This window comes from Paraburkholderia sp. UCT70, from assembly GCF_050434085.1.
Lineage (GTDB): Bacteria > Pseudomonadota > Gammaproteobacteria > Burkholderiales > Burkholderiaceae > Paraburkholderia > Paraburkholderia tuberum.
In genome coordinates this window covers 1172966-1188908 of the sequence record NZ_JBNPVZ010000003.1, presented here as the reverse complement: position 1 = coordinate 1188908, position 15943 = coordinate 1172966, and the positions used below count along the sequence as shown (strand labels likewise).

Here is a 15943-nt window from a genome sequence, read left to right as displayed (position 1 = left end):
TGCGAAGGTATCGGCGTGGTGCAGGCGAGTGACCGTGGCGCGATGGCCGGCGATGAAACAAAGGTCTCGAAGCAAGTGATCAGCTTCGGCAGTAGTGCAGAAGATTGATCGACGTGTACGCGAGGGTTTTCAATGCGTAGTGTAGGTGGCTGAGTCGCTCGAAGCGCAGCAGCAGGCGCCGGAACTTATCTTCCCACGCGAACACCCGCTCGATTGTCCTGAACCGTTCTTTAAGGCAATACTGATCAAGCCGTGTAAACGCGCCTGATTGCGATGGCGCATGCGTAAACTTTCCGAGTCACCGATGAAGATGGTCATTCCGGTTCGTTTTGTCGCGCCACGGGCGCTCCGTGCGGGCTTTTTGCCCACGTTTCGCCCATTACGGGCGCATCTGTGGCGTAAATCGGTCTCGCGACAGGTAAAGATTCGCCAGCGCGAGCGAGACGAAGGCGCGATTGGCGTTCTTCGCCAGGCCGCGATAGCGCGCCTTCGTGAAACCCCACAACCGCTTGACCACGGCGAACACATGTTCGACGCGGGCGCGAATCTTCGACTTGTTGCGGTTCTTGCGGCGCGCCACTTCATCGACGCTGTCCTTGCGCCGCGTACGTTTGTTCGTGAAGTCACGCGCCTTCGGGGCCTTGCCCTGAATCAGCGCTTTCTGGCTTGCATACGCGCTGTCGCCATAGACCCGCTGCTCCTGCCCATGCAGAAGCTGTGGCAGCGGGTGTTTGTCGTGCACGTTGGCTGCCGTGACGACCGCGCTATGCGCCAGTCCGCTCTGGCTATCCACGCCGATGTGCAACTTCATGCCGAAATGCCACTGCTGGCCCTTGCGCGTCTGATGCATTTCGGGGTCCCGTGCTTTCTCCCTGTTCTTTGTCGAAGAAGGCGCGCCGATCAGCGTGGCATCCACAATCGTGCCGCTCTTGAGCTTTGCTCCGCGTGCCTGCAATACCCGGCTTACCTCGGCGAAGATTCGCTCGCCCAGCTTGTGCTCTTCCAGCAGGTGCCGGAACTTGAGCAGCGTCGTCGCGTCTGGAACCGCCTCACTGCCCAGGTCAATGCCCACAAAACGGCGCAGGCTGAGGCTGTCGTACAGCGCCTCTTCGCACGCAAGGTCGGCAAGGTTGAACCAATGCTGCACAAAATGAATCCGCAACATGCGCTCCAGCGAGATCGGCGGCCGACCGTTGCCGCGTTTCGGGTAATACGGCTCGACGACCACGCACAGTTCCGCCCACGGCACGAGCCTGTTCATTTCATCGAGAAACACCTCGCGTCGCGTAGGTTTGCGCCGCGCTCCGAATCCCGAGCATTGATCGACCGCCATCGCCAGTGTCAGTTGCTTCATCGTTTTTGCTTTTACCGTTGCATGTCCACGCTATAACGCATGACAGCCATGAGTGGTGGACTTGATCAGCATTGCCTTAACAACTGATTGCGCGTTTCAGTCCTGTGCAAGCCGGGGGTTAGTGAGCGACATCCGCAAACACGCGAAACTGGATGGATGATTGCGGAAACTGATGGGTATTGAGATGTCGAGGTCTGCATTATGATCAGGAATGCAGATGGAAATGACGTGACCGCTCATGACGCGATGCGCCATCGGGCAACAGCATGCACCTGCGATGACACCTAGGGCGGCCTCAAATCTGAAGTGCAACACCTGTTTCGTATAAGGTGTTGCGATGCACGAAAGAACTCAGTATCAACAACTTCAGCCTGAAGAGCGCCTGATCATTGCAAGTCTGCATCTGCAGGGTTCGAGTATCCGGGCCATGGCCCGGATACTCGGTCGCTCGCCAGCCACCGTTAGCCGTGAACTGGCGCGAAACAGCTTGCCTGCTGGCTACGCGTCCGTGTCGGCTGAAGCGCTCAGTGCCGCACGCCGCAGCGCGGGTCGCCGCCCCCCAAAGCTTTGCCTGCAAAGCGTCTGCTGGCGCATCGTTCTCACTCTGCTCGAGTGGAAATGGTCACCTCAGCAGATATCGGGCACACTGAAGCGTATGTATCCGACCGACCCAACCCAGCAGGTTTCGCACGAAACCATCTACACGGCTATCTACGCCCAGCCGCGCGGCGAACTGCGCCGTCAGCTCATTGCGTGCTTGCGCCATGGCCACAGCACGCGCATGCCGCGTACACGGGGCACAGACCGGCGCGGACAGATTCCCGACATGGTCAGTATTCATGTGCGGCCGCCCGAAATCGAAGACCGACTGCTGCCTGGGCACTGGGAAGGCGACTTCATCAAGGGTGCCGGCAACCAGTCCTCGGTAGGCGTGCTGGTCGAACGGACCAGCCGTCTGGTGCTGCTTGCCAGGATGGAAGATGCCACCGCCGCTTCAGCGCTGGCCGGCTTCTCCGCCAAACTCAATTCGATTGTCGCGCCATTACGGCAGAGCTTCACCTACGACCAGGGCAAAGAAATGTCGCGGCATCAAGAACTCACCGCCGCAACCGGCGTGAAGGTGTACTTCTGCGACCCGCACAGTCCCTGGCAACGCGGCACTTGCGAAAACACCAACGGGCTGCTGCGCCAGTATCTGCCCAAAGGCACGGACCTTTCGGTCTACAGTCAGGACGAACTTGACGCTATCGCCGACAGTCTGAACAGCCGACCTCGTGCAACTCATGCCTTCCATTCGCCGTTCGAGGTCTTCGCCGCGACCCTTGCTTCAGCAAGTCAACCTCAAGGCTCTAAACATTAAACCCGCTGTTGCGCTTCACTCTTGAAACCGCCTAGCAATAATGCCGCAGGTTGATCAGCGTATAGGCGAGCGTTTTGAACGCGTAATGGATCGCACTGAGACGTTGGAAGCGCAGTAGCAGCCGGCGGAACTTGTCTTCCCAGGCAAAGACACGCTCAATGGTCCTGAAGCGCTCCTCGAAGATGGCTGGGTCGAAGCTCTGCTTGCGACCGCGCTTTGCTCTCTTGCGCCCGCGCGGATTTTCCGGAATGTTGGGAACCATGCCCCGGTTGAAAATGGCCTTGCGATTGGCCCGGCAGTCGTAGACGCCGTCCAGACTGACGCGCGCGCCTTTCAGGTCGATGCCGATGGCGCGCGCCATCTGGCTCAGTCTGGGCAGTGCGTCACGCAGTAGGGGCGATTCGTTGCGGTTGCCCGCAGCGGCGACGAACGGCGCGATAACGTTGCAGTCACGGTCGCAGAAGGCCACCACCTTGTCGCCTTTCAGATGTTTATGACCGCTGTAACCGAGATTGTCGCCGCCTTTTTTCGCCGTCGTCGTCGTGCCATCGCCGTGAATGACCGTCAGATCGAGCAACTGATCCTTATAAAGCTTGCCAACCGAGACCGCAAAGATGGCGTCCATGCAACCCGCCGCCTGCCAGCGCCGCATCGCGCGGTAGATGCGGTGTGGTGAATTTCAGGGCGACCCAGGCAATCCTTATCGATCGGCAGTGCCTTCCACTGGCATCCTATATAAAGCACCTGCAGAACGTAGTTGAATATTCTGTGCAAACTTAGCTGCGGCGGCGGTCCGCGCCGACCACGGATCAAATTGGGCAAGACAAATTTTTCAAACTGCGCAAGGCTCAGTCTCACCGGAATCGCTTGCCAGCGGTGCTTTCCATTCATTCAGGGCATCCATAAATCTGGACTTTAGCAGAACCGGCGCCCAATAGACGATCATCCAGTCCCTGCAAGGCTCGCGGACAAATTCGATCACTAGAAAAAACGCGCAACCAGTTGACAGACAAGAGGTTGCGTCGCCTTGCCTGCTTCCAGGCGCGCCGCTTCAGACGCAGACATGGCAAACGCTGAGCGGGCGCGAGCGAGCGTATTGCGGCTCGTCGCGCAAGGCCACACCAATCGCCAGGTGGGCGAGCATCTGCACCTGAGCCCGAAAACGATCGAGAAACATCGTGCGAGCCTGATGCGCAAACTCGGTGTCACCAACGTCACCGGCCTTGTGCGCATCGCGCTCGATATGGGCGTGCTCGCGCTGCCAGGCGACCCGGACGGGTTCAACGATTTCATCTGAACAGCGGCGGAACTGGAGGGTCTTTACCCATCCTTTTGGTCGGGTCTCCCTACTTCTTGCCGATATCGACCTGAACAAGAATGCATAAAACGGCTTGAGCGTCATCGCAGCCCGTGAGTCGATAGAAGGGGAAAGACGTGCGCAACCCAGTGTTCCCGATTAGGCTCGCGCTCCGTGCCGGCACAGATTGTCGTGCACGCGTTCAAGCGACGCGGCGGCACACCAGCGGTTTCACACTGCTCGAACTTCTTGTGGTCATGGTCATCATCGGCTTGCTGGCGGGTCTCGTCGCGCCGCGCTATTTCGAGCAGATCGGCAAGTCGAACACCAAGATCGCGCGAGCCCAGATCGACTCGTTGGGCAAGGCGCTCGATCAATACCGCCTCGATCTGGGCGCGTATCCGACCACTGAAGAAGGCCTCCACGCACTGGTGACCAAACCGCAGGACGCGACGCACTGGAGCGGTCCGTATCTGCAGAAGGCGGTGCCGCTGGACCCTTGGGATCGCCCCTATCAGTTCCGGTCGCCGGGCGAGCATGGCGATTACGACCTGTTCTCGCTCGGCAAGGACGGCAAGGCCGGCGGCACCGGAGAGAACACCGAGGTCACGTCCTGGTAGTGCGTTGTCAGCAAGGAGAATCGACGTGAAATATCTACTGCGCGTCTTCGATACCAGTGGTTCAGTGCAGACGCTGCACCTCGACTGCGATTCGGCTGCGTCTGCCACCGCACTTGCGCGCGCAAGAGGCCTGCGGGTGGTGTCGGTACGCGCGGACATGCGCGGGCAGCGTCGCCGGCTTAGCTGGTCCGCGATGCCGGGCGCGCGCTTTAACGTCGAACTGTTCGCGCGCGAGTTGGCCGCGCTGCTTGAAGCGGGCGTCGGCGTCGTCGACGCGTTGCGCACGCTGGGCGGCAACGAACGCCGCGAAGCGTCGGCACCGGTGTATCGCGACCTGCTACGGCAACTTGAAGTAGGGCAGTCGCTGTCCGCCGCGCTGGAGCACGCGAGCCACGTGTTCCCGCCGGTGCTCGTTGCATGCGTGAAAGCCAGCGAGCAGACCGGCGGTCTCGCGGACAGCCTGACCCGCTACTCACGCAATAGCGCGTTGCTGCACGAACTGCGCGGTCGGGTGGTGTCGGCGGCGATTTACCCATCGGTGCTTCTGCTGGTCGGCGCGGTGGTCGTCCTGTTCCTGCTGGGCTTCGTCGTACCGCGCTTTGCAACCCTGCTCGAACACAGCGGCCGTGAGCTGCCCTTACTCTCGCAACTGCTGATGGCCTGGGGCGGCATGGTGCATGAGCACGGCGCGGGACTGGCACTCAGCCTCGCCGTGCTGACCGTGGCGGTTGCTCTTGCGCTGCGCAGACCTGCAACGCGCAACTGGATTGCGGACCGCATGCTCGCGCTGCCTGGCATTGGTCAGCATTTCCGCGTGTTTCGTCAATCGCAATTCTTTCGCACGACCGCCATGCTGGTCGATGGGGGCATTCCCGCGGTGCGCGCCTTTGAACTCGCTCGCGGACTGGTGGGCCGTTCCGACCAGGCGGCGGTTGCCGCTGCCATGCAACAGGTGCGCACCGGCGCAAAGATGTCCGATGCGTTCCAGCAAGCCGGCCTCGCCAACGCCATCACGTATCGTCTGCTGACCGTCGCGGAGAAAACCGGCAGTCTGGGTCCCGTCCTCGACAGGATCGCCGCGTTTCAGGAGACGCAGGTCTCGCGCACGATCGATCTGATCTCGCGCCTGATCGAGCCGGCCATGATGATCTTCATCGGCGTGGTGATAGGCGGCATCGTCGTGCTGATGTACATGCCGATCTTCGAACTCGCGTCGAGCATCCAGTAGGCCGGCCTTTGGGGAGCACGCATGGACACGATCATCACGAAACCGGAGACCACCAGCGTCGAATGGCGCGATCAGCTGCGCGCGCTCGGCGAGCGTCATGGGTCCGGCATTCGCGCGCTCGAAGAATTGATGGCGCAGGCGGCGCTGGGCGCCGACGAGATGGTCGCGCAGCTTGCCGGGCAGTTCCGCATGAAATCGATTGGCATGCAGGAGTTGAACCGGCTCGAAGCGGATTTCGATGTGCTGCCGTTCGTCGAAGCCACGACGCGCTTGTGTGTGTGCTTTCGCCAGCCGGATCAGGCCGGCGCTCTGCTGTTCGTGATCGCCGATCCGCTCGATACCCGTACGCGCAGCACCATCGAGCACCGGATGCGTTCGCGGCCCACGGTCCCGTACAGTTGGGCGCTGGCGAGCGTCGGCGATCTGACCGCGTGGCTGGCCGTGCGCGAGAAAGACGTGCGGGCGATGGATTCGCTCGCCTTCGACGATCAGGTCCAGCATGCCGCCGATCCAGCCTCGCTGGCGTTGACGCTGCAAGGCATCAGCAGCGACGACAGCGCGGTGGTGCGGCTGCTCAACTCCACCATCTATGACGCACTGAAGATGATGGCAAGCGACATTCACCTCGAATGCCGCGCCAACGGGCTGATGATCAAGTGCCGTGTGGACGGCGTGCTGACGGTGGTGGGGCGGGCGGAAGGGCGCGATGTCGCGGACCAGGTGTTGTCGCGCGTCAAGGTCATTTCCGAACTCGATATCGCTGAGCGCCGCGTGCCGCAGGACGGCCGCTTCAAGGCGGTATACGCAGGGCGCGAGATCGACTTTCGCGTGTCGATCATGCCGAACCAGTTCGGCGAAGACGCGGTGTTGCGGATCCTGGACCGCTATCAGCTTTCGCAGGCGTCGGGCGGCCTGACGCTCGAGGCGCTGGGTTTCGAGCACGAGGGCACGCGCTTCATGCGCTCGATCGCGTCGATGCCATACGGGATGCTGCTGGTGACAGGGCCGACCGGCAGCGGCAAGACGACCACCTTGTACGCCATTCTCACTGAGATCAACGATGGCCTCGAAAAGATCGTGACGATCGAGGACCCGGTTGAATATCAACTGGGCGACATTCTGCAGATTCCAGTCAACGAGGCAAAGGGGCTGACGTTTGCGCGCGGATTGCGTTCGATTTTGCGGCACGACCCCGACAAGATCATGGTCGGCGAAATCCGCGACCCGGAAACCGCGCAGATAGCGGTGCAGGCAGCGTTGACCGGCCATCAGGTGTTCACGACGGTGCATGCGAATAACGTGTTCGATGTGATCGGGCGTTTCACGAATATGGAGGTCGATCCGTACAGCTTCGTGTCCGCGCTGAACGGCGTGATCGCACAGCGCCTGTTGCGGCAGTGCTGCGCGGACTGCGTGGTGGACGACACGGTCGACGCGGACGCGCTGGTGCGCTCGGGCATCGATCCGGACACCGTGGGCAGCTACCGTTTTCGCCGCGGCGCGGGCTGCGCAGCATGCCGCGGCAGCGGATACCGCGGCCGGCGCGCCATTGCCGAGGCGCTGCGGATGAATGACGAACTGCGCCAACTTCTTTCCGAGCGTGCACCGCTTGGGCACATCAAGGCCGCAGCGCTGCGCTACGGCATGCAGACGCTGCGTACCGCTGCCGTCTCGCTCGTGATGCGGGGCGAAACGACACTCGAGGAGATCAACCGTGTCACCATGGTTGAATAGTCCGCTCGCCATCGGCATCGGTACACGCGAACTGGTCGTGGGTGCGACGACGCCGCGCTGGATGCGTCTCTATCGCAAACCGTTGGCGCCTCCCGAACCTGTGAGCGTCGCTATTGCCGATGAGCAGTGCTTCACCGGAGCAGGCTTGCTTGGCGCGTTGAACATTGCGCTCACTACCGAGCTTGCGCAGACAGGGCAGAAGGGTGCATCGAAGCGCGGCGCACGCATCGTACTGGACGACTTCTGGGCCAGTCACGCAATCTTGCGCGGCGACTTTCGCGCACTGCGCGCACGGGAAATCGAAGAGGTCGTGCTGGCCCATTTCGCCGATCTCTACGGGATCGAAAGCGCGTCGGTGCTGGTGCGCTTTTCGGTGCAGCGGGGCGGCCATACGGTCTTCGCCAGCGCGCTTTCGCGCACGCTGCTTGACGGCATCGATGCCGCGAGCGCGGCGGCAGGCGTCGATATCCGCTGCATCAGGCTGGGTCTGCCGGAAATGCTGAATCGTGTCAAAGGTGTTGAGGGGGCCGGCGCAGCGATGCTGTTGTTCGTCACGGACACGTTGATGCAGGCGGTCATGACCGAAGAGGATCGCTGGGTCGCGTACGACGCGCAGCGTCTCTTTCCCGGCGACGCGAGCGATGCCGCGCGAATCGCGGCGTGCGCCGAGCAGGCGTTCGAACGCCTTGCGAGCCGGACGAGCGGCAAGCGCGAGGATTGCCGCGTCTATCTGTTCGGCGTTGAGATCGATCCGTCGCCATTCGAAGGCCGCTTCGCCGCGACGCAGTGGCCTGCGCAACCGGCGCTTGATGCGTCGGTCGCGCACCGCCTGATGGAGGCCGCGCGATGACGCCCCGCCTGCACATCGATTTCGGCCGCCACCGCGCGCTCACCGCTCCCGCGGGCGTAGTGCTGCTGTGTGCCGCCAGCCTGCTCCTGCTTATGAGCGGCGCCCGGCTCTGGCATGCATACGACGAAAACGACCGCGTACAGGCGGAACAGGACGTGCAGCGGCATCGGCTGCTGGCGAGATCCCACCCCGCCGCCGTGAAGCAGACCCCGGCCGCGAAGCTCGCACAGAGCCAGAGTCTCGCGGTCCTGCGCGAGCTGACCGTGCCGTGGCAAGACCTGCTATCGATCGTCGAGGACTATCCGAAACACGACGTCGCGCTCATCGGTATCGATCAGAGCCCTGCGCAAAGCCAGATCCGCATCACCGCGGAGGCGAAGGACTTCGACGCGATGATCGCCTACCTCCGGTATCTGCAGGCCAGCGTGCTACTGCGCGAGGCCGTGCTGAACAATCACGTCGTCGAAACCAATGAGCCCGGCACGCCGGTGCGCTTCCAGATCACCGCCGTCTGGAGAAAGTCATGAACCGCGAATTGTGGCAAGACAGGTTGCAGACGTTGCGCTTCGAGCTACGGCACTCCCTTGGACTGCCCGGTTTGCTCGGCGCGTTGGCGCTGGGCGCAGCGATGGTGGTCACGACCGCAATTGCGCATGTGGAAGGTGACACGCGCGACCTGCGCGACGCGGCGCCGCTCGTGCGGGCCGCCAATGCCAGGCATGGCGCCGCCACATCGACCGCGGCTATCGATGCAGTTGCACTCAATACGTTTCCCGAACTCTTCCCCGGCTTCGCGCAGAGCGCGGACGACATCGCGACGATCCTCGCCCAGGCACGCGACAGCAATCTGACGCTCGGCTCGGCAGAGTACCTCTTGACGAACGATCCGGGTGCACATTTCGTGCGCTATCAGATGTTGGTGCCCGTGAAGGACCAGTACGGTTCGATCCGGCGTTTTCTGGCCTCGGTGCTCAATCGCGTGCCGAACGCGGCATTGCGCGATATCCATGTTGAGCGGCCCGCCGTGGATGGCAACGTGCTCGACGCGCGCGTGCGCTTCGAGCTCATTTATCGGGCACCACGGCCATGAACCCGGATCTCGCCAGACGCGCGTTGTTCACATTCTGCGTGGTCGTCGCGGCGGGATTGGGCTTTCGTGAGCTGACGTCCGTGAGGCAAACGCAGGAGGCGGCTGCCGCGGTGATTGCCACGCATCGCGACGAAATGCACGCGCGCACGGTCGCCATGCATCGTGAGGGAAGGCCGCATGCGGCGGCCTCGATGTCGGATAAAGCGAGCGTAGCGAGTGCAGCGAATGTGGCCAGTGCAGCTAGTGCAGCGAATGCGGCAAGCACGGCAAATGTGGCTGACGCCGCGAACCCGGCGAGTACAGCCAAGGCGGCTAACGCAGCAAGGCGCCCTAGGTCGGAGCCGACACCACGTGCGAGGCTGATCGCGCTGCGTGCGCCGCTGTCGCTCGCGTCGACGAACAATCCGTTTGCAGCTTCGTCGTGGCTGCCGCCACCCCCGCCGCCCGTTGCTGCACCACCCGCGCCGCCTGATCCCGTCGCGCCACCCACCGCGCCACCAGTACCGTTCACCTACCTGGGCGAGCTCGATGCAAAGACAGCGAAACCGCAGGTTTTCCTCAGTGCCGGCGACCGCCTGTTGATTGTGTCGCCGGGTGATGTCGTCGACGGACAGTATCGCGTCGAGTCGATCTCGGAGAACGACATGGTGCTGACCTATCTGCCGTTGGACCAGAGGCAGGTGCTATCCACGCAAGCGAAGGAAAATAAATGAAAGCCGCACGCAACCGGCGTGGAAGCCGCGATGGGGACGGCGGCTCGACGCTACACCTGCCATCAGAGCCTCTGTCTCGTGACCATGGTCCCGCCATCCATTGGGTTTCACTGAAGCGCTCGTTTATGGCGATCGCCGCTGTGCTCGCCTTCAGCGGCTGCGTGATGAATCCGCCGACCCTGCAGAACGATCCGACCAACGCCGAGTTGCAGCTCAACTATCTGCACGATCGCAATCGTCAGGTCGACGCGCTCCTCGACGAGGCGGACGCGTTGCGCAAGAGCTACCAGTTCGACGCGGCCGTACAGAAACTCTACGCCGCTGAACAGATCGATCCGACCAGCGAACGCGGCCGCAAGATCGGCGCCGCGCTCGATCAGGATCGCCGCGATCTGGCGACCTTGCAGGAAGCGGACCGGATGATGCAGCGCGGTTCGTACATGCTGGCATCCGAACGCGTCCACCGTGTGCTCAACCAGAATCCGACCAATGCGATGGCACTGCAGGTGTTGCGGGAAATCGACGACAAGACCCGGCAGCAACGCGAGGCGAAGGAAGAGAGTATTGCCGCGTCGTCGATCATGCGCACGCCGGTGACGCTGCAGTTCCGCGACGCGAATGTGCGCATGGTGTTCGAGGCGTTGTCGCGCACGTCGGGACTGAACGTCATCTTCGACCGCGATGTGCGAGCCGACCTGAAGACCACGATTTTTGTCACGAATGCGTCGCTGCAGGACACCGTCGGCATGATCCTGATGCAGAACCAGCTCGACAAGAAGCAGCTCAATGCGAATACGCTGTTCATCTATCCGGCGACCCCAGCCAAGCAGCTCGAATATCAGGAGTTGAAGGTGCGCACGTTCCAATTGTCGAATGTCGACGCCAAGCAGATCCAGGGGCTGCTGAAAAGCCTGTTGAAGATCAAGGAGGTCGTGATCGATGAACGCGCGAACAATGTCACGATTCGCGGCACGGCGGACACGATTCGGGTGGCCGAGCAGATGATCGCGGCGCAAGACCTGCCGCAACCGGAAGTGATGCTTGAAGTGCAGATTCTGGAAGTGTCGCACGAACGCATGACCGACCTCGGTATCGCGTGGCCGAATTCGTTCACGATGTCGACACCAGCCTCGGTGAACACGTGGGGCGAGCTGCACCATCTGCCGATTAATGCGTTGAACGTGAGCGGCCTGTCGGCGACGGCCAACTTCAAGCTGACCGATACCGACGCCAACCTGCTGGCGAGCCCACGCATCCGCACGCGCAACAAGGAAAAGGCACGGATACTGATTGGCGACAAGGTGCCGGTAATTTCGAGTTCAAGCACGCCGAGCACGAGCGGGCCTTCGTATTCGCAGATGATCCAGTACCTGGATGTGGGCATCAAGCTGGAAGTACAGCCGGAGGTCTATCGCGATGGCGACGTCGGCATCAACCTCAACCTTGAAGTCAGCAACATCACAAAGACGATTTCCAGCGGCAACTCGCAGACGGGTCTCACTTCGCTCGCTTATCAGATCGGCACGCGCAGTGCGTCGACGAGTCTGCGGCTCAGGGACGGCGAGAGCCAGATTCTTGGCGGCCTGATCTCGGATGGAGACCGCACGACCGCCGACAAGGTACCGGGGCTCGGGCAACTGCCCGTGCTCGGACGCCTGTTCTCGGACCACAACGGCGACCATGTGAAGACGGAAATCGTAATGCAGATTACGCCGCACATTGTGCGTCCGCAGCTTTCCGCCGACGCGGATACACAGGAACTGTGGTCCGGCACGGACGTGAATGTGCACGCCGACCAGTTGCGCCTCGATCCGGTGGCGGCGGACGCGACCCAGCATGAGCCGCTTCCGGCGGTACGCACGCCGGGCAACGTCGGCGGCGGTACGGTGGGCGGCCCGCGTGAACCGCATGCGGGCAGCGCGGTCCCCGGCACGAGCGCGCCGCCAACCAGTTCGTTTGGGCAACTGCCGCCTGCACCGCGTACGACGCCGCCGCCATTGCCGTACGGCGGCCGCTTCTCGACGCTGCCGAGCGTGCCAGCGCCACCGCCAGGCCCCGTGCCCGTACCCGGAGCGGACCAGAGCGCTGCCGAGGCCGCGCCTTCCGGCGAAGCTAACGCTGCAGCAGGCGCCGCGCAGGCACCGGTTCAAGCGCCTGTGCAGGCGCCTGCGCCAGCGCAGGCCCCACCGTCGACCCTCGTGATGCCGCCAGGCGACATGCCGAGCGACAACCCGCTCCGTCCGATCGAGAGGGGCTACTGAACCATGGACACCCCACGGCCTGCCGCTTTGCGCACGACGACACGGCGCGATCAACACGGCTTCACGCTGATCGAGCTGGTGATTACACTCGCGCTGGTGGGCCTCCTTGCGCTCGCGATTATGCCGTTTTCGGAGCTGATCGTGCAGCGTCAGAAGGAGACTGAACTGAGCGCCGCGCTGCGCGAGATTCGCACGGCGCTCGATGCGTACAAGGAAGCGAGCGAGACGGGGCTGATCGAAAAAGAGGCCGCCGCATCCGGTTATCCGCCGTCGCTCACCATTCTGGTGACGGGCGTCAAGAATGCGAAGGACCCGAAGGGCGGCTTGCTGATGTTCCTGCGCCGCGTGCCGCGCGATCCGTTCTTTACTGGCGGCCCCGATGTCGCACCGGAGGACACGTGGGATACGCGCGCCTTCGGCGAGGCGCCGGATCAGGCGGATGCCGGCGGCTCCTCCGACAGCAGCTCCCCCGATAGCAGCTCCGCGGCCAGCAAGGATGTCTTCGACGTGTCGGCGAAGACCGGTCGGGTAGGCATCAACGGCATCCCCTATAGACAGTGGTGAACCGAATCATGACATCCTTCCGGGCAAGTCAGGCGCGCGGCTTTACGCTGATCGAGCTGGTGGTGGTGATGGCGATCATCGGGCTGTTGCTAACGATCGCATTGCCGCGCTATATGCACAGCATCGAGCGGGGCAAGGAGCAGGTGCGTCAGCAGAACGTCGCGGTGATGCGCGACGCGATCGACAAGTATTACGGCGACAACGGCCAGTATCCGGAAACGCTCGACGAACTGGTCGCGAAGCACTATCTGCGCGCCATTCCCGTTGACCCGGTCAATGGCGATGACAAGTGGGCCGTCGTCGCTTCGCCGGACGACAACAGGACGGGGGTTTATGACGTCATACCGGCGAGTAGTCCGCTGGCGGCGCCGGCTGAGACATCCGGAGCCGTCCGGTGAACGCGGCAGCTCTCGCACGCGGCGCGGCGCGTATTGCGAGACGCCGCGCCCGCTGGCACAGGCCGGCGACGTCTCGCCAGCGCGGTCTCGTTCTGCTGGCGCTTCTGATCGCGCTGATGCTGATGTCGATTGCACTGGCCGGCGCCATGGACGTTTGGTGGCTCGAACGCAAGCGGGAGCAGGAGCAGCAGTTGCTGTTCGCCGGAGACCAGTACCGTCTTGCGATTCTGCGCTACTACCGCGCCGGACGCGTTCTGCCGCCGTCGGTTGAAGAACTGCTCGTCGACACACGATTTCCGATGGCGCTGCACCATCTGCGGCGGCCCTATCCCGACCCAGTCACGGGAAAAAACGACTGGACCTTCATGTTGCATGGCGATCGCATCTATGGCGTGTACAGCAGTTCAACCGACGCGACCATCAAACGTGCAAACTTTCCCCGTCGATACGAGGATTTCGAAGGCATCGAGACGTACAACGGCTGGCGGTTCTTCTATCTGCCGCCGGTCGTGCGCAACTTCATCACCAATGAGGTGCCCGCAGCACCGGCGAATCCCGCGTCATCCTTGAACCTGATGAACGACACGCTGCCGCGTTTTTCGAGTCGGCCGCGGCTCCCGTGACGCGCGGCCGTGCATCGGCAAATGCTGGCGGCGACCCAGAGCTTGTTATCGTCAATCGGGCCCGTTGCCGTTCAGCCCGGACGCGTCCGGACATGGAACCTGACCGTCATGACGTCAAGGAACCGTCCAGCCGCCCTCCGGCGAGACCGCGTCAGATGCTTTCGCAGGAAGCCTGACGAAATAGCCGCCTTTCGACGCGAAGCGCTGCGCGGGCGCGAGGCTCAAGCGAGGGAAATAGCCGTTTACCAGACGACGGCTCAGCATGTTTTCGAGCTGTTCGATCAGATAGTCGCGATGAAACAGGTCGAGCATGCCGGACAACGTATCCGACACTATCTGGCAGGCGAGGTACGTGTCGACCTCCACGCGTTCGTTCAGTATTGGCACGTGCCGTATGTTGAACCAGGCCAGCGGAAAATTCATCGCAACGTGTCTTGGCGCGGGAAGTTCGAACGGGTAAGTGACCAGCGCTGCCTGCCGCCAGGCCGAGGGCAGAGGGGCATGTTCGAGGCCGCCCATCAATCCGGACGCATACACGGAGGCGCGCGGCGCTGCTGACGGCAATGCGGCCAGCGCGCCTGGCCGCAGCCACAGGACCAGCACGTCGTTCTCCCTGATGTTGCTCAATGCGCGGTTGATTTCGCCCGCTGGGGCGTCGCTGTCGAGCGGCCGGTCGAGCGGTGGCGGCTGGCCGGAGGCCGCGAGCTGCGCCGCGAGATGCGCGGCCGCATCTTCGCCTGCGTCGCCGCGCTGGAAGACCTGGATCACCCGCGGTCCGGCGGACGATTTCCCGCTCGCCTGCGACGTGGCCGTCGCGAGCGCGAGACGCGCTGCGATCAGGTCGGCTTCAAGCAGCACGCCCCTAAAAAAATAGACGTTGTAGAAGTCCTGTTCCGCGATGACCGGTACATCGACATTCGGAAACAGACAGGGGAGCGCCTCGGTTTCGCAAAATCGATGCACGGGTGCCCACGTCTTGCCGCCGATGCCGGAGATGACCGCGAACACCGGCTCGCGTGCGAGCTTTTCATGAAGCTGGCTCTCCCACGTTTCGGGCAGCCCCTGCAGTTCCCACACATCCAGTTGCCAGCGCCGCTTCACCCGATAGAACACGTTGCGCTCGCTCTGCATTGGCTTGATGCCGCCGCGCAGATAATCGTTCTGGTCTGAGAAGAACTGTCGCAACACAGCGAGCATGCCGTCGCGGCTCGCTTGATCCGCGTCCGGCGTAACGATTGTCGCGAAGTGAAGCGTGTCTTCGGTGACGCCCGGAGAAAGCGTGCTGGAGAGTCCGCGCAGATAGCCGATCAACTGGATCATGGTTGTTTCGTCGACGTCGAAGCGCGGCATCAGTTCGCTGAGCGGGCGGCCGTCCCGGCCGATGCCCTGGCGAATTGCCTGCGCCAGTGTCCGTTCCGTGTATGGCTGATGCTTGAGATTGACGTATCCCGGCAGGTACCGGTAATCCATATCGTCGTTCGCGCTGCTTGCCGGGCGGAACAGATAGTGGCCCGCAACCGGTGGAACGACGATTTGCCCTTCCGCGGTGCCGAAGCCGCTGCGACGATGGCAATTGACGCACGCCGCAGCGGCGCCCCTGACGACGAGTCCCGCATCGCGCTGCCCGACCAGCAGGGCGCCTGACGGCAGTATGCCCTCGCGATACAGCGCCTCGGCCGACGACGTATCGGCCGCACAGGCGGGGCGGGTGATCAGCAGGAACGCAAACAGGGCTGAAATCAGCGATCGCATTTTTGGCATTCCGATTGATATCCCTTGTTGACCACCGGGTCGATGGCGCAGTTGGCCACGTGTTGCCGGCCTGGGCTGATTGCGCAGGTCGACCGCAGC

15 protein-coding genes and 1 pseudogene are annotated in these 15943 nt (G+C 62.6%); 13 read left to right on the top strand and 3 right to left on the bottom strand.

Annotated elements, in window-relative coordinates:
• Positions 1–379: 379 nt before the first annotated feature.
• A complete protein-coding gene (locus tag OKW41_RS23415) occupies positions 380–1354 on the bottom strand; it encodes an IS5 family transposase (protein ID WP_429574106.1) in 975 nt (324 codons plus the stop codon).
• A 337-nt stretch (positions 1355–1691) separates the two neighbouring features.
• Between OKW41_RS23415 and OKW41_RS23410 the strand changes: the two genes are divergently transcribed.
• Complete coding sequence (locus OKW41_RS23410; protein WP_429448106.1) at positions 1692–2714, top strand: IS30 family transposase; 1023 nt, start codon at positions 1692–1694, stop codon at positions 2712–2714.
• A gap of 31 nt (positions 2715–2745) precedes the next feature.
• Here OKW41_RS23410 and OKW41_RS23405 read toward each other — a convergent pair whose 3' ends face one another.
• Positions 2746–3339, bottom strand: a complete 594-nt coding sequence (locus tag OKW41_RS23405; RefSeq protein WP_429574105.1) for a transposase — start codon at positions 3337–3339, stop codon at positions 2746–2748.
• Positions 3340–3778: 439 nt separating this feature from the next.
• Here OKW41_RS23405 and OKW41_RS23400 point away from each other — a divergent pair.
• The 12 genes and pseudogenes from OKW41_RS23400 to OKW41_RS23345 all read left to right on the top strand — a co-directional run.
• Positions 3779–4011: pseudogene (locus OKW41_RS23400) on the top strand (response regulator transcription factor); the annotation flags it as partial.
• A gap of 137 nt (positions 4012–4148) precedes the next feature.
• Complete coding sequence (gene gspG / locus OKW41_RS23395; protein ID WP_429574104.1) at positions 4149–4631, top strand: type II secretion system major pseudopilin GspG; 483 nt, start codon at positions 4149–4151, stop codon at positions 4629–4631.
• A 25-nt stretch (positions 4632–4656) separates the two neighbouring features.
• On the top strand, positions 4657–5859 hold the full coding sequence (locus tag OKW41_RS23390) for a type II secretion system F family protein (RefSeq protein WP_429574103.1): 1203 nt from the start codon (positions 4657–4659) through the stop codon (positions 5857–5859).
• A 21-nt stretch (positions 5860–5880) separates the two neighbouring features.
• Positions 5881–7593 (top strand): GspE/PulE family protein, encoded by a 1713-nt coding sequence (locus tag OKW41_RS23385; RefSeq protein ID WP_429574102.1) that lies wholly within the window; start codon positions 5881–5883, stop codon positions 7591–7593.
• Positions 7574–8443 (top strand): hypothetical protein, encoded by an 870-nt coding sequence (locus tag OKW41_RS23380; protein WP_429574101.1) that lies wholly within the window; start codon positions 7574–7576, stop codon positions 8441–8443. The genes OKW41_RS23385 and OKW41_RS23380 overlap by 20 nt, the downstream gene beginning before the upstream one ends.
• Positions 8440–8970, top strand: a complete 531-nt coding sequence (locus tag OKW41_RS23375) for a PilN domain-containing protein (protein WP_429574100.1) — start codon at positions 8440–8442, stop codon at positions 8968–8970. The genes OKW41_RS23380 and OKW41_RS23375 overlap by 4 nt, the downstream gene beginning before the upstream one ends.
• Entirely contained in the window at positions 8967–9533 is a 567-nt protein-coding gene (locus tag OKW41_RS23370; protein ID WP_429574099.1) for a hypothetical protein, read from the top strand. The genes OKW41_RS23375 and OKW41_RS23370 overlap by 4 nt, the downstream gene beginning before the upstream one ends.
• Positions 9534–9724: 191 nt before the next feature.
• Positions 9725–10246, top strand: coding sequence for a hypothetical protein (locus tag OKW41_RS23365; protein WP_429574098.1), 522 nt, complete (start codon positions 9725–9727; stop codon positions 10244–10246).
• A gap of 125 nt (positions 10247–10371) precedes the next feature.
• A complete protein-coding gene (locus tag OKW41_RS23360) occupies positions 10372–12507 on the top strand; it encodes a secretin N-terminal domain-containing protein (RefSeq protein ID WP_429574097.1) in 2136 nt (711 codons plus the stop codon).
• 3 nt (positions 12508–12510) lie between these two features.
• Positions 12511–13071 carry a type II secretion system protein gene (locus tag OKW41_RS23355; protein ID WP_429574096.1) on the top strand — a complete coding sequence of 187 codons (561 nt, stop codon included), beginning with the start codon at positions 12511–12513 and terminating at the stop codon, positions 13069–13071.
• A gap of 8 nt (positions 13072–13079) precedes the next feature.
• Positions 13080–13469, top strand: a complete 390-nt coding sequence (locus tag OKW41_RS23350; RefSeq protein WP_429574095.1) for a type IV pilin protein — start codon at positions 13080–13082, stop codon at positions 13467–13469.
• Entirely contained in the window at positions 13466–14092 is a 627-nt protein-coding gene (locus OKW41_RS23345) for a type II secretion system protein (RefSeq protein WP_429574094.1), read from the top strand. The genes OKW41_RS23350 and OKW41_RS23345 overlap by 4 nt, the downstream gene beginning before the upstream one ends.
• 114 nt (positions 14093–14206) lie before the next feature.
• Here OKW41_RS23345 and OKW41_RS23340 read toward each other — a convergent pair whose 3' ends face one another.
• The gene (locus OKW41_RS23340) at positions 14207–15844 is read right to left on the bottom strand and encodes a c-type cytochrome (protein WP_429574093.1); all 1638 of its coding nucleotides are present in this window, start codon (positions 15842–15844) and stop codon (positions 14207–14209) included.
• Positions 15845–15943 lie beyond the last annotated feature (99 nt).

What these genes read in the sequence shown, in the direction of transcription:
- OKW41_RS23370 (WP_429574099.1), top strand. Translation starts at nt 8,967, where the DNA reads ATGAACCGCGAATTGTGGCAAGACAGGTTGCAGACGTTGCGCTTCGAG.
- OKW41_RS23375 (WP_429574100.1), top strand. Translation starts at nt 8,440, where the DNA reads ATGACGCCCCGCCTGCACATCGATTTCGGCCGCCACCGCGCGCTCACC.
- OKW41_RS23415 (WP_429574106.1), bottom strand. Translation starts at nt 1,354, where the DNA reads ATGAAGCAACTGACACTGGCGATGGCGGTCGATCAATGCTCGGGATTC.
- OKW41_RS23355 (WP_429574096.1), top strand. Translation starts at nt 12,511, where the DNA reads ATGGACACCCCACGGCCTGCCGCTTTGCGCACGACGACACGGCGCGAT.
- OKW41_RS23350 (WP_429574095.1), top strand. Translation starts at nt 13,080, where the DNA reads ATGACATCCTTCCGGGCAAGTCAGGCGCGCGGCTTTACGCTGATCGAG.
- OKW41_RS23410 (WP_429448106.1), top strand. Translation starts at nt 1,692, where the DNA reads ATGCACGAAAGAACTCAGTATCAACAACTTCAGCCTGAAGAGCGCCTG.
- OKW41_RS23365 (WP_429574098.1), top strand. Translation starts at nt 9,725, where the DNA reads ATGTCGGATAAAGCGAGCGTAGCGAGTGCAGCGAATGTGGCCAGTGCA.
- OKW41_RS23340 (WP_429574093.1), bottom strand. Translation starts at nt 15,844, where the DNA reads ATGCGATCGCTGATTTCAGCCCTGTTTGCGTTCCTGCTGATCACCCGC.
- OKW41_RS23405 (WP_429574105.1), bottom strand. Translation starts at nt 3,339, where the DNA reads ATGGACGCCATCTTTGCGGTCTCGGTTGGCAAGCTTTATAAGGATCAG.
- OKW41_RS23360 (WP_429574097.1), top strand. Translation starts at nt 10,372, where the DNA reads ATGGCGATCGCCGCTGTGCTCGCCTTCAGCGGCTGCGTGATGAATCCG.
- OKW41_RS23385 (WP_429574102.1), top strand. Translation starts at nt 5,881, where the DNA reads ATGGACACGATCATCACGAAACCGGAGACCACCAGCGTCGAATGGCGC.